At 36.3% G+C, this 13,635-nt stretch carries 10 protein-coding genes; 3 read left to right on the top strand and 7 right to left on the bottom strand.

Annotated features, from left to right (window positions below):
* Nucleotides 1-141: 141 nt before the first annotated feature.
* The 3 genes from rny to EKM05_RS12810 all read right to left on the bottom strand — a co-directional run bounded on the left by rny (nucleotide 142) and on the right by EKM05_RS12810 (nucleotide 2,508).
* A complete protein-coding gene (gene rny / locus EKM05_RS12820) occupies nucleotides 142-1,707 on the bottom strand; it encodes a ribonuclease Y (RefSeq protein ID WP_126463186.1) in 1,566 nt (521 codons plus the stop codon).
* 208 nt (nucleotides 1,708-1,915) lie between these two features.
* A complete protein-coding gene (locus EKM05_RS12815; protein ID WP_126463188.1) occupies nucleotides 1,916-2,209 on the bottom strand; it encodes a cell division protein ZapA in 294 nt (97 codons plus the stop codon).
* An 8-nt stretch (nucleotides 2,210-2,217) separates the two neighbouring features.
* Nucleotides 2,218-2,508 carry a hypothetical protein gene (locus tag EKM05_RS12810; RefSeq protein WP_126463190.1) on the bottom strand — a complete coding sequence of 97 codons (291 nt, stop codon included), beginning with the start codon at nucleotides 2,506-2,508 and terminating at the stop codon, nucleotides 2,218-2,220.
* 179 nt (nucleotides 2,509-2,687) lie between these two features.
* Here EKM05_RS12810 and EKM05_RS12805 point away from each other — a divergent pair, with 179 nt between their 5' ends.
* From EKM05_RS12805 to EKM05_RS12795, 3 genes are all read left to right on the top strand, one after another.
* The gene (locus EKM05_RS12805; protein WP_126555866.1) at nucleotides 2,688-4,382 is read left to right on the top strand and encodes a M23 family metallopeptidase; all 1,695 of its coding nucleotides are present in this window, start codon (nucleotides 2,688-2,690) and stop codon (nucleotides 4,380-4,382) included.
* 15 nt (nucleotides 4,383-4,397) lie between these two features.
* Complete coding sequence (locus EKM05_RS12800) at nucleotides 4,398-6,866, top strand: carboxypeptidase-like regulatory domain-containing protein (protein ID WP_233590909.1); 2,469 nt, start codon at nucleotides 4,398-4,400, stop codon at nucleotides 6,864-6,866.
* A gap of 122 nt (nucleotides 6,867-6,988) precedes the next feature.
* On the top strand, nucleotides 6,989-7,711 hold the full coding sequence (locus tag EKM05_RS12795; RefSeq protein WP_126463194.1) for a hypothetical protein: 723 nt from the start codon (nucleotides 6,989-6,991) through the stop codon (nucleotides 7,709-7,711).
* An 11-nt stretch (nucleotides 7,712-7,722) separates the two neighbouring features.
* On the opposite strand, the gene EKM05_RS12790 is transcribed toward EKM05_RS12795, so the two are convergent.
* The 4 genes from EKM05_RS12790 to EKM05_RS12775 all read right to left on the bottom strand — a co-directional run bounded on the left by EKM05_RS12790 (nucleotide 7,723) and on the right by EKM05_RS12775 (nucleotide 13,632).
* Entirely contained in the window at nucleotides 7,723-8,424 is a 702-nt protein-coding gene (locus tag EKM05_RS12790) for a hypothetical protein (RefSeq protein ID WP_126555863.1), read from the bottom strand.
* A gap of 86 nt (nucleotides 8,425-8,510) precedes the next feature.
* On the bottom strand, nucleotides 8,511-10,340 hold the full coding sequence (locus tag EKM05_RS12785) for an ABC transporter ATP-binding protein (RefSeq protein WP_126555860.1): 1,830 nt from the start codon (nucleotides 10,338-10,340) through the stop codon (nucleotides 8,511-8,513).
* Complete coding sequence (locus tag EKM05_RS12780; protein WP_126555858.1) at nucleotides 10,340-12,067, bottom strand: phospho-sugar mutase; 1,728 nt, start codon at nucleotides 12,065-12,067, stop codon at nucleotides 10,340-10,342. Before EKM05_RS12780 ends, EKM05_RS12785 begins: the two co-directional genes overlap by 1 nt.
* 611 nt (nucleotides 12,068-12,678) lie before the next feature.
* Complete coding sequence (locus EKM05_RS12775) at nucleotides 12,679-13,632, bottom strand: glycosyltransferase family 2 protein (RefSeq protein ID WP_126463202.1); 954 nt, start codon at nucleotides 13,630-13,632, stop codon at nucleotides 12,679-12,681.
* Nucleotides 13,633-13,635: the final 3 nt, after the last annotated feature.

Here is a 13,635-nt window from a genome sequence, read left to right as displayed (position 1 = left end):
TATAAAAAGTAATTATGGTTTTTGATGTTCCCTAAAACGAAAATTACCAAGAGATAAATAATTTTTAAAAACCGTATTTTCAGTGCAAAAAAAAACTTCTCCATACGGAGAAGTTTTTTTGTTTCTTATAATGGGAATAAATTATTTAGCAATATTCACAGCTCTTGTTTCCCGTATTACGGTTACTTTAACTTGGCCCGGATAGGTCATTTCTGTTTGAATTTTTTGTGAAATATCGAAAGATAAGGTAGCCGCATTTTCATCCGAAACCTTTTCGCTCTCTACGATAACCCGAAGTTCTCTACCAGCTTGAATGGCATAAGCATTTTTCACACCGCTAAAGCCGTACGCTACTTCCTCAAGATCTTTTAGACGTTGTATATAAGAATCCAAGACTTGTCTTCTTGCTCCTGGTCTTGCACCTGAAATAGCATCACAAACCTGAATGATCGGGGATAGTAATGATTTCATCTCTATCTCGTCATGGTGAGCACCAATCGCATTACAAACCTCTTCTTTTTCACCGTATTTTTCAGCCCATTGCATTCCTAACAACGCGTGTGGTAAATCACTTTCAGCATCTGGAACTTTACCAATATCGTGCAATAAACCAGCTCTTTTAGCCAGTTTTACGTTTAAGCCAAGTTCAGCTGCCATGATTCCACATAGTTTAGAAACTTCCCGGGAGTGTTGCAATAAATTCTGTCCGTAAGAAGAACGGTATTTCATGCGTCCTACTACTTTAATCAATTCAGGGTGTAATCCGTGAATTCCTAAGTCTATAACGGTACGTTTACCCACTTCTATAATTTCATCGTCAATTTGTTTGGCAGTTTTTGCTACTACTTCTTCAATACGAGCCGGGTGAATTCTTCCGTCAGTCACTAATTTATGTAATGCTAAACGTGCAATTTCTCTTCGAACCGGATCAAAACAGGAAAGGATAATCGCCTCCGGGGTGTCATCTACAATGATTTCTACTCCTGTAGCTGCTTCCAGTGCACGGATATTTCTACCTTCACGGCCTATGATTCGTCCTTTTACATCATCAGATTCAATGTTGAATACTGAAACGCAATTTTCTACTGCTTCTTCGGTTCCAACTCTTTGAATGGTGTTGATGATTATTTTCTTAGCCTCTTGTTGTGCTGTAAGTTTCGCCTCTTCAATCGTGTCTTGTATGTGAGACATTGCTTTGCTTTTAGCCTCGGCTTTAAGTCCTTCAATCAATTGATTTTTTGCTTCCTCAGCGGATAAGCCGGAGATTACTTCCAATTGTTGCAATTGACTCTTATGAAGTTTGTCCACTTCAGCCTGTCTTTTGTCTAAAATATCTATTTTAGAGTTGTATTCTACCGTTTTTGCTTCAAAATCATCATTTACTTTTTTAGCTTTTGATAATTCATTTGAAATTTGAGATTCTTTGTCCCGAACTCTTTTTTCTATTTCAGCGACTTTTTTATCACGAGAAAGGATCACTTGCTCATGTTCTGATTTTAATTCAATAAATTTTTCTTTCGCTTGAAGAATTTTATCCTTCTTTATATTTTCAGCTTCAAGATTGGCATCTTTAAGAATCGATGCGGCTTCTTTTTTTGAATTCTTAATCAAGTTAGAGATATTGCTTTTTTCTATCATTTTTGCGATGGCAAAACCGCCTGCAATACCTATAATTCCCGTAATAATAATCGTTAATATGTTGTCCATGTTTGTTAAAATTTATAAATAAAAAAGCCTACATTAGTTGTGTTGAATAAACTCGGAAAGACAAGTTTTGAGCTAACTCACTGTTCAAGTTTCCTCGCCGGGGCGTGGCATGCTTTAGTAGTGATGATTTGCTCATTCTAAATTGTTAGTGTTGAGTTTACCAAATGTGAACTAATGTAGGCAGTATCTTAGTTTTTGTAAAGAACGTTTATTTGTCGAGATATTGATCTAAAACCGCATTGATTTTTTTAATTCTTTCAATGGTTTCTTCTCCATCAATTGCATTATCAATTTGTTTTTGTTCCGTTTGTGAGGCAAATTGCAGGGCACACATTGCTAAAACATCCTGCTTATCACGAACGGCATAGTTTTCTTCAAATTGCTTTATCATTTTATCAATTTTTTTTGAAGCACTTCTCAGTCCTTCTTCCTGTGAAAGATCAACCGTTAACGGGTAGACTCTGTCTGCAATTGATATTTTAATTTTAAGCTTTTCGTCCATATCTTTTATTAGTCTGATAGCTGGGCTATACAATAATCAATTTCGCGAATTAATGAATTTATTTTAAACTTGGTATCTCTTTTATTATCGTCACTGCCTAGTAATGCATTCGCTACTTTGAGTGTTTCATACTGCGTTTTTAAGGCCTCAATCTGTTGTGATTGAGTTAGTATTATAGATGCAGTTTTTGTTAATTCGTTTCTTAAATCTTGATTGTTTTGTTCCAAACTTTTCATTTTTATGAAAAGTTTTTCAACTTTATTTTCAAGAGTATCAATAATTTCTGCAATTGCACTCATTATATATTCTAATTCATTACATAATCATACAAAGTTAGTATTCCTTTTTAATTTTGCAATATTTTATTATTTTTTTTGCATTTATTTAGTTAAATAACAGTTAAACAATTGATTAGGAACTGTTTTTTTTTAGAACTGTTTTTGCATACTTTTTTTTTACCTTAGCAAAAATGTAAACAATGAAATTTTCTCTTTATTTAGTATTTTTTTGCAACTTTGTTTTTGCGCAAGCGGAGTATCCAAAAGATTATTTTAGGTCTCCATTAGACATCCCGATGCAATTGTCAGGGAATTTTGGAGAATTACGACCCAACCATTTTCATGCAGGATTTGATTTAAGAACCCAGCAAAAGGAGGGTTTCAAGGTGTATGCAGTAGCCGATGGGTATGTGTCCAGAATAAAAATTTCTACTTTTGGTAATGGAAAAACAATTTATATTAATCATCCTAATGGTTTTACATCCGTTTATGGGCATTTAAAAATGGCCAATGGTGCCATTGAAAGCTACATCAAAAACAGCCATTATAAAGAGGAATCATTTGAAATTGAAATGTTTTTTAAACCCGATGAAATGCAGGTTAAAAACGGGGATGTTATCGCTTTTTCTGGTAATACAGGATCTTCTCAAGGTCCTCATCTGCATTTTGAATTTCGAGATTCCAAAACGGAGTTCATAATCAATCCCATGCTTTTTGGCTACGATACATATTTAAAAGACACTAAAAAACCAATTGTTTCAGCCGTTTACGTGTACCCTTTAGATTCAAAAACAACAGTTAACCATTCCAAACGACCAATAGCCCTCAATGTTTCGTTACAAAAAGATGGGACATACCTGTCTGATAAAGTAACCGCAAATGGCGTGATTGGTTTTGGTATTTCCGCTTCTGATAGTGATGATGTCTCGTTTAATGTTAACGGAGTGTACAAGGTGCACTCCTTTTATAATGGGAAACCAAATTTCGGGTATGAATTCAATACCTATTCCTTTGATGAGATGCGTTACATTAATGCTTTGATTGATTATCCCAGATATAAAAAAACGCAACAACGGGTTCAGAAACTTTTTATGAAAACTCCGTATAATTTGAGCATTATTCAAGCCGATGAAAATAAAGGTGTGTTGCAAATAACGCCAAATTTAGCTTCGTTGTATCGCATTGAAGTGTCGGATTTCTTTGGAAACAAAAAAATAATAGCGATTCCTATTCAATATGATTTATTGCCAACGGTTATAAGCCCGGAACCTGCGGTGTCAAATTATTTTGTGAACGCTAACGTAGATAGCAATTTTGCTTTAGAGAACATGTCAGTTTTCTTTCCTGCGGGAACATTTTACGATGATTTTAATATGAATTTTGATGTAAAAAACGACATTTTATGGTTGCATGATGATACCGTTCCTGCCCATAGTAATTTTACTGTTTCTATTGAAGACACAAAAGCTACGGAACTGCAAAGAGAGAAAATGTTTATTGGCAGAATCGACGGAAAAGCTACAAATTACAATCCAACATATAGAAAAGACAACGTATTTAGCACCAAAGTCAAAATTTTGGGCAAATATGCTTTGGTTTCTGATACCGTTGCTCCTAAAATCACCATGAATGCACCTGTAGAAGGAAAATGGATCAGTACACAAAAAAGGATTCAGCTTTCTATATCCGATGATTTGTCAGGCATCAAATCATACAATGGGTATTTGAACGGAAAATGGGTATTGTTTGAATATGATAATAAAATCAGAAAAATTACTCATTATTTTAGTGATGGGATTGTTGCTGAAGGCGCCAATGATTTAAAAGTGGTAGTGACGGATAATGTAGGAAATTCAACTACCTTTGAAACGCATTTTTTTAGAAGTCAAAAATAATAAAAGCCAAACCATTTGAGCACGAATCGATTATTACCTGTATTCTTTTTTTTTCTTCTGAGCCTTACTGCAGTAGCCCAAACGGCTAGGATCAAAGGGGTGATTTTGGATGAAAACAACCAGCCTGTGGCAAGCGTAAATGTTTCGTATTCCGGTAGTGGAACAAGCTCCAATCAAAATGGATTTTATGCGCTAAAAGTTCCTGCGAATAAACAAATTACGCTTGTTTTTACACATGTTTCGCTAAAAAAAATAACGGTGACTTTTGTATTGGAACCAAAGGAGGAAAGAGAGTTCAACCCTGTAATGACGAATCGGAAGGAGCAAATGGGAGAAGTTATTATAACGGCAAATAACAGAAAACAGATCCAGGGAATTACTACAATTGAGCCAGAAATGATCCGAAAAATTCCTGGGGCTAACGCGGGTGTCGAGAATATTTTGAAAACATTGCCGGGAGTAAACTCAAATAACGAATTGAGTACGCAATACGCCGTACGCGGTGGTAATTACGATGAGAATTTAGTTTATGTGAATGAAATTGAAGTCTATCGTCCGTTTCTAATTCGGTCGGGGCAACAAGAAGGGTTGAGTTTTACCAATACGGATTTAGTGCAAAATGTTGATTTTTCAGCGGGTGGTTTTCAAGCGAAGTTTGGAGATAAATTATCCTCGGTTTTAGATATTACGTATCGAAAACCGATTAAATTTGGCGCAAGCCTTGAAGCGAGTCTTCTTGGCGGAAGCCTTTCTGTAGATGTGGTTTCCAAGGATAAAAAATGGTCTGCGGTTACGGGAGTCCGCTATCGCAACAACAGTCTTCTGGTGAATAGCCAGGAAACACAAACAAATTTCACGCCTTCCTTTGCAGACATTCAAGCCAATATAAATTATAATGCTTCGGCGAAATGGCAATGGAGTTTTTTAGGTAATATTTCCCAAAACAAATACCAGTATCAACCATTAACCAGACAAACTAATTTCGGAACTATAGATAATCCAATGCGTCTTTCTGTTTTCTATGAAGGACAGGAAAAGGATCAGTACGACACGTATTTTGGCGCGGTGAAAACAACCTTTAACGTTTCGGATAATTTTACGTTGAAATTTATTGGTTCTGTTTTTCATACTTTAGAACAAGAATATTTTGATATTTTTGCCCAATATCGCTTAGGCGAAGTGGATTCCAGTATTGGTTCTGAAACCTATGGCGAAGTCGCTTTTACAAGAAGAATTGGCTCCCAGCTCAATCATGCCAGAAATGACTTAGATGCACTGATTGTTAATACGGAAATAAAAGGATTTCAGGATTGGAAAGAAAGCCAATTTGAATGGGGAATAAAGTATACACGAGAATCCATCCGGGATCGAATTATAGAGTGGGAGGTAATCGATTCAGCCGGTTTCTCGTTGAATCCACCTGTTATTGATTTGCCTAAAAACGACCAGCCCTACTCGCCTTACACAGGACCGTTAGTGCCCTACCAAGACATTCGTGCGACTAATTTTAATTCGATCAATAGATTTTCAGGCTATGGCCAATGGAGTTTGAAAAGTACTATTGGCAGGAGTGAAGTTTGGTATAATGCCGGAGTCCGGATGCATCAATGGGAAGTATCAGGTGCTACTATAATTGGTAAATCCCAAATAACGATTAGTCCCAGAGCACAATTTGCCATAAAGCCGGATTGGCAGCTCGATATGATCTTTAGACTTTCCGGAGGTTTATACCATCAACCTCCGTTTTACAGGGAACTGAGAAATGCAGATGCACTGGTGCAGCCCAATACCAAGGCGCAACAATCCATTCATTTTGTGATTGGGAATGATTTTAGTTTCACGATGTGGAATCGCCCTTTCAAACTAATATCTGAGTTGTATTACAAATCACTGTCGCATGTAAATACCTATACGATTGACAATGTGCGCATTAGGTATGCCGCTAATAATAATGCTACAGCGTACGCGCAAGGAGTAGACATTCGGTTAAACGGGGAATTTGTTCCCGGAACCGAATCATGGTTTAGTTTTGGGTATTTGAAAACAGAGGAAAATAGCAATAACCAGGGTTTTATCGCAAGACCAACAGACCAGAGATTAAAATTTGGTCTGTTGTTTCAGGATTATATGCCCAATATTCCAAGTATTAAATTGTATTTGAATTTAGTGTATAATACGGGACTGCCGGGAGGTTCGCCGTCTTATGCAGATCCTTATGCATACCAAAACCGATTGAATGATTACCGCCGTGTGGATGTAGGTTTTTCTAAAGTTTTTATAGATAACACAACAGTAAAAAAGAATACGGGTTGGTTTAAAGATTTTAAAGAGTTGGCGGTAGGATTGGAAATTTTTAATCTTTTTGACAATCAAAATGCCATTACGAATACTTGGGTTCGCGATGTATATTCTAAAAATCAGTATGCAATTCCTAATTACATGACTACCAGAGTTTTTAACGTGAAATTGAGTGCTAAATTATAGTAGTATGCGATATGTCGTATTTTAGATAAAAGTCGGACTCTATTTTAATTAGATAAATCGACAACGGAATACGATTGTCATTTTTTAAAAATGATTATATTTGAATTTTAAAGCACAGCATCATGAAAAAAATACAGATCACTCTTATAGGAATAGCCGTTCTGCTTTTGACCAGTTGTAAAGAAGAGGTTGAAAAACCTAAAGTAACTTACGATGGAACGAGCAAAGCAAAGGTAATTGCCCGAGTGGATTCTACTCAAATACAAATTGCTGACTTACCATTGCAAATGGAAGGGACGGATTATTTGATTCATCCTGTGGCCGATTTAAGTATCCGTGAAAGAGGAACTAAAGCGCGATATGGATCTTCGAGTGTAAATGATTTAAGTTTTACGATTTCTAATTATGGTGAATTTGAAATCACCGGTTTTTTGCAAAATTTAAAATTTCAAAAAGTAGATTCGGATTCCATCAGGAAATTGACAGACAAACCTGTTTTGATTCAAACAGCGACGTATTTGAAGTCCGTTGCTGACAAAACCAATAACCAGATTATGGTCTATACGATGGTCGATGTGGATACTAATAAAGATGGAAAACTAGACACAAGCGATATTAAGGCCTTGTATTTAAGTGAGATTAGCGGCAAGAAGTTCACAAAGATGTCACCTGATTTTCAGGAATTGATCGATTGGAAATTGATCGGTTCCAAAAATCGTTTGTATTTTAGGACCGTTGAAGACACTAATAAAAATGGTGAATTTGATAAAAAAGATGTCGTGAATTATTACTATATCGATTTGTCCAATAAAGAGTGGAAAATAATTGGGTATGAGCCCGTTTAGAAGCACTGATTTTAGATCAAAATATCACTTTCCAAGTCTGATTTTTCAATGGTAAAATTAAATCCCAGTTGTTTCACTAACTGAATGACCAGGTTTTTATACCAGTTTTCGGATTTGGGATGGATGTATATTTTTTCAATTAACTGATTGATGTCTACATTGATTTTTAAACCATCATTAATTTTTATATCGCTTTCTCCAATGTCCGTGATGATGCGCACTTCACCTTCATATTGAAAACTTTTTCGCTTGAACAAAAAAGGAAAAAATAGATCATCAAACGGGATGTGTTCTTTTTTGTAATCAATATAATTTACTTCCCCAATGTATTGATTAAAATTTGTTTCCGGACCAAGTGCTTGCTGTAAACGCCCAATCGTAGATTGAATGGCTAAACCTTCACTGTTTTGCGTGAAAATTTGCCACATAGCAAATGATTCATATTCGTTGATGTGCCAGCTGCTAATCGCTACTTTTTCCCGATGTGTTTTATAGTAGTTTAAAAAGTCAGGATTGTCAATAGAAAGTTTTTTTATTTCCTCAAAAGTAGGCTCGCTAAAAGTGCCTTCGTATTGATCTTCAAATTTATCGGATCGGGACATAAATAGCTTTTGTGACAACAACAAGTCCAGAAACTTAGACAAATCGAGGTATTTCCAAACAACAGTATTGGGGTCCTCGGGAAGATTTATGTTTGGATTATTAATGTACATTTTTAATTTAAAGATTTAAAAATCTGTCAAAATCATGTTTTTACTGTCGCAAATTCATTTCATCAGCGTATCATAAGACGCAAGAGTTATTCGAATGACTGCATCGTCACTAATTTATGATAGGTTCCATCAAGAGCAATTAATTCGTCATGTGTTCCTTGTTCTACTATTTTTCCTTTTTGCATCACCACAATTTTATCCGCTTTTTGAATGGTTGATAGTCGGTGCGCAATCACAATCGAAGTTCGGTTTTGCATCATGTTCTCTAAAGCGACTTGAACGAATTTTTCGCTTTCGGTATCCAATGCTGATGTGGCCTCATCCAGAATCATAATTGGTGGATTTTTCAAAACGGCTCTGGCAATCGATAAACGTTGTTTTTGACCTCCGGAAAGTTTGTTTCCGCTGTCGCCAATGTTCGTGTGAATCCCTAACGGTAAATCTTTTACAAATTCATAGGCATTGGCAATTTTCAACGCTTCGATAATTTCCTCATCGGTTGCGTCTAATTTTCCCAGGGCAACATTGGCTTTGATCGTATCATTAAACAAGATGCTGTCCTGCGTAACCAAGCCCATCAAGCCCCGAAGCGATTTTAAACTAAAATCTTTTATGTTAACTCCATCAATGGTGATTTCGCCTTCACTGGTGTCATAAAAACGGGTGAGCAAATTGGCAATGGTACTTTTTCCGCTCCCAGATTGCCCAACAAGAGCCACCGTTTGTCCCTTTTTTACTTCAAGAGTAAAGTCTTTCAACACATTCTCTTTTTCGTATTTAAAGTTAATGTTTTTGATTGTGATATTGGAATCGAAAGTGTTTTTTTCGATTGCATTTTCTTTTGAAATGATTTCGTTTTCGACTTCTAAAACTTCAAAAACTCGTTCTGCAGCGGCTAAACCATTTTTCACGGCATACGATGCTTTCGAAATAGCTTTGGCAGGAGTAAGAATGTTGAAGGCCAGCGTAAGAAAAACAATAAAAGCGGCACCTTCAAGGGTTTTGTCAATTAAGACTAAGTTTCCACCATACCATAGCAAGGCAGCAATAGTCGTAATTCCTAAAAATTCGCTCAATGGCGTTGCCAAATTATTTTTGTCGCCTATACTATTGGATAAATTCAATAATCGGGTTACCGAATCGTTGAATCGGTTTTTAAAATTAGGTTCGGCATTATAGCTTTTAATCACTTTTAAACCACCTAGGCTTTCATCAACTATTGAAATCAGAAAACCACTTTCTTTTTGTGCCTGTAAAGATTGTGCTCTCAGGTTTTTAGCGATTTTTGAAATGATAAATCCCGAAATCGGAATAAAGATCAAAACGAAAAACGTTAGTTCAACGCTTATGAAAAACATGGTGACTATTGCAAAGACTATAGTCAAAGGTTCTTTTACGATAAGTTCCAGTATTGAGAAAAAAGAGTTTTGAACCTCATTGACATCGCCCAGCATTCGCGCCATAATGTCTCCTTTTCTTTTTTCGGAATAATAGGATATGGGCAATTCAACTATTTTATCATACATTGATTTTCGTAAATCGCGTAATACACCATTTTTAAGGTGCATGATGTGATGCGAAGCGAGGTAATTGAATAAATTTTTGAATAAAAAAGTGACAATGACTAATGAAACGACTAATAAAAGCGCAAACTGAGCACTATTGTCTTTTGTTAATTCGGTTATTTTAAAATATAAAAGATCAGTCCCGTAGTCTTTTATATTCCCTATTCCGGTATATATTGGCTCTTTTTCTACTGTTTTGACTTTGCCAAAAAGCACCTGAAGTACTGGAAGCAGCGTCAACATTGAAATGGTACTAAATAAAGCATACAAAATATTGTACACCACATTCCAGATAATATGTGTTTTGTATGGTTTTGTAAAGGGAATTAATTTGATTAAATTTTTGTCCATTAGTTCAATTGCATTGCAATAATAATATTTTTAATTTTCTCGTTCAATACGGTTTCTACTTCCTGAAAATCTTCTACTGAATATAGTTCAGCATTTACACTGATGTAGAATTTTATTTTTGGTTCCGTACCGCTTGGTCTGGCACAAATTTTAGACCCGTCTTCCGTGTAATAAATCAACACGTTCGATTTTGGAATGGTCATTGTAGACTCGGATCCGTCCAAAAGGTTTTTAGCGATTGATGATTGGTAATCTTCCAGCATAATCACGCGTTGTCCGTTGATCTCTTTCAGTGGGTTCTCCCTCATGTCAACCATCATCTGATTGATTTCCTGTAAACCATCCATTCCTTTTTTAGTCAACGAAACCAAGTGTTCTTTATAAAATCCGTTATCAACATAGAGTGTTAATAATTCTTTGTACACCGTACTTCCTTTGGCTTTAGCCTGAGCTGCAAGTTCGCAAATCAATAAAGTAGCTGCAACAGCATCTTTATCCCGTACCGCATCGCCCACCATATAGCCAAAACTTTCTTCACCACCACCTATGAATTCCAATTCAGGAAAGTCTTTAATCATTTTGGCAATCCATTTAAAACCAGTCAAACCCACTTTGCATTCTACATCGTAGTTTGTCGCTAATTCCATCATCATAGGTGTGGAAACGATCGTAGAGCCCACAAATTGTTTGCCATTAATTTTACCTGCTTTTTTCCATTGTTCCAATAAAAATGCAGTCATCAAAATCATGGTTTGATTCCCGTTTAGCAACGTCATTTTACCTTCATTGTCTCTAACAGCAACTCCCAAACGATCACAATCAGGATCCGTCCCAATAACAATATCCGCATTTACTTTATCGGCAAGTGCTAACGCCATGGTCAAGGCTTCCGGTTCCTCCGGATTTGGCGATTTCACAGTAGGGAAATCACCATTGGGTACTCGTTGTTCTTCCACTATATTCACATTTGGATACCCCGCTTGCGCCAAAGTATCAGGAACTAGTTTTATAGAGGTTCCGTGCAAGGAAGTAAATACAATATTCAGCTTTTCTTTGGCTACAGCCGAAGTTCCAAAACTAGCATTTTCGATCGTCGATTGGATAAAAGCCGTATCAATTTCCGTATCTATATAATGAATCAAATCTTCATTGGCAGTAAACTTGATCTGATTGTAATTTAAATTTTCAATGACAGTAATAATTCCTTCATCTTCCGGTGGCACAATTTGTCCACCATCTTGCCAGTACACTTTGTATCCGTTATATTCCGGCGGATTGTGTGATGCCGTAAGCACAATGCCACACTGGCACCCCAAATGTTTCACCGCAAAGGACAATTCTGGTGTAGGTCTCATCTCCGAGAACAAGTACACTTCAATCCCATTGGCACTAAAAACATTCGCAACTAACTTAGCCAACGTATCGCTATTGTGACGGCAATCATAAGCAATAACCGCTTTCAAAGGCTGGTTTGGAAAGACAGTGTGCATATAATCCGAAAGACCTTGCGTGCTTTTCCCAAGCGTATATTTATTGATCCGATTGTTTCCTACGCCCATGACACCGCGCATTCCGCCGGTTCCAAATTCCAGGTTTTTATAAAAACTTTCCTCCAGCTCTTTTGGTGATGTAGTCATCAATTCAGTAATTGCTTCCTGAGTCGCAGTATCAAATGTTGGCGTAAGCCATTCATTTACGGCGTCTAAAATGTGTCGTTTAATTTCCATTTTTATAAATTTTTCGGAGCTTTTTCCTGCTATTCATTTCAATCTTTTTTTCGGTAAAAACCTCAAAAAAGGATTTCCATTGCTATCAGGGCTAGTACTCGTTTTTTCAAAAATTATTTTTTGTACCCAATTCTATTTCGTTCAGAATCCTTTTGAGTCGTATTATCTTTATTTACCAAATAATTTAATGCGTTGTAAATATCCAGACTCGAGTCTGAAAGACGAACAGGCGAAAGCAAATTGATTTTCTATTGCTTTTTTTAGACAATCAAGAGCATTGCGATCCCTTGTTCTGTAAACGCAAAAGGCAAAGCAACACTAATATTGCTTTTTTAGGGTGTCACAGCTTGTGATACCAGTTAGTTTGTCTCAGTTGCGGTCAGCATAAACATAAAATTTCTGGGGAATCGAGAGCTGTTTCTTCGTACGACTTGCTATAAAATGCGTGTTTCAACATTGTATAACAAGGCTAAACCAAAATCAAGCATCACGTTGAATTCTCTTATCTCCACTATTTTTTTGTGTATAATTTTTAATTCTATAACTTCTAAATGTTTGAGGTCACAATTTGGGACCTTAAAAAAAATAATTATACAAAAAGATTGATCTCGTTAATTCAGTTCTTTCGAAATTTTATAGCGTTCCTCATTATTTTTTGTTCGCAAAATAATTTCGCCCAGAAAGCCAGCTAAAAACAATTGTGTTCCCAAAACCATTGTCGTTAGCGCAATATAAAACCAAGGATTATTCGTTACCAGGCTATAGCGCATGTCATTGTACATGTGGTATAATTTGGAAACACCAATATATCCGGCAAGCATAAACCCAATGATAAACATCAACGATCCCATGGCGCCAAATAAATGCATCGGTCTTTTTCCAAAACGAGAAAGAAACCAAATGGTAATTAAATCCAGGAAACCATTGATGAAACGTTCCATTCCAAATTTTGTTTGTCCGTATTTTCTAGCTTGATGTTGCACTACTTTTTCACCAATTTTTCCAAAACCGGCATTTTTTGCCAAAACCGGAATGTAGCGGTGCATTTCACCCGAAACTTCGATATTTTTTACCACAACATTTTTATAAGCTTTCAATCCGCAATTGAAATCATTCAATGCTACACCAGAGGTTTTTCTGGCAGCCCAATTGAATAATTTAGACGGAAGGTTTTTTGCCACTACGGAGTCGTAGCGTTTCTTTTTCCATCCGGAAACCAAATCATATTTGCCATTGGTGATCATATCGTACAAACCTGGAATTTCCTCCGGGCTATCTTGTAAATCGGCGTCCATGGTGATAATTACATCACCCTGCGCTTTTGCAAAACCAGCATGCAACGCTTGTGATTTTCCAAAATTTTTCATGAAACGAACTCCCTTTACATGAGGGTTCTCTTGGGCAAATCCTTCTATAAGTGTCCAGGAATTATCCGTGCTTCCATCATCCAGAAAAAGGATTTCATAAGAATAATTATGAGATTGCATCACTTTGATAATCCAGCGGTAGAGTTCATTAAGGGATTCCTCTTCATTAAGAAGCGGTATGAGTATAGATAAATTCATTAC

The sequence above is a fragment of the Flavobacterium sp. GSP27 genome, assembly GCF_003970395.1.
Lineage (GTDB): Bacteria > Bacteroidota > Bacteroidia > Flavobacteriales > Flavobacteriaceae > Flavobacterium.
Note: the sequence above shows the minus strand (reverse complement) of the source record. Positions and strands in the feature narration are given on the sequence as shown.

What these genes read in the sequence shown, in the direction of transcription:
- rny (WP_126463186.1), bottom strand. Translation starts at nt 1,707, where the DNA reads ATGGACAACATATTAACGATTATTATTACGGGAATTATAGGTATTGCA.
- EKM05_RS12815 (WP_126463188.1), bottom strand. Translation starts at nt 2,209, where the DNA reads ATGGACGAAAAGCTTAAAATTAAAATATCAATTGCAGACAGAGTCTAC.
- EKM05_RS12810 (WP_126463190.1), bottom strand. Translation starts at nt 2,508, where the DNA reads ATGAGTGCAATTGCAGAAATTATTGATACTCTTGAAAATAAAGTTGAA.
- EKM05_RS12805 (WP_126555866.1), top strand. Translation starts at nt 2,688, where the DNA reads ATGAAATTTTCTCTTTATTTAGTATTTTTTTGCAACTTTGTTTTTGCG.
- EKM05_RS12795 (WP_126463194.1), top strand. Translation starts at nt 6,989, where the DNA reads ATGAAAAAAATACAGATCACTCTTATAGGAATAGCCGTTCTGCTTTTG.
- EKM05_RS12790 (WP_126555863.1), bottom strand. Translation starts at nt 8,424, where the DNA reads ATGTACATTAATAATCCAAACATAAATCTTCCCGAGGACCCCAATACT.
- EKM05_RS12785 (WP_126555860.1), bottom strand. Translation starts at nt 10,340, where the DNA reads ATGGACAAAAATTTAATCAAATTAATTCCCTTTACAAAACCATACAAA.
- EKM05_RS12780 (WP_126555858.1), bottom strand. Translation starts at nt 12,067, where the DNA reads ATGGAAATTAAACGACACATTTTAGACGCCGTAAATGAATGGCTTACG.
- EKM05_RS12775 (WP_126463202.1), bottom strand. Translation starts at nt 13,632, where the DNA reads ATGAATTTATCTATACTCATACCGCTTCTTAATGAAGAGGAATCCCTT.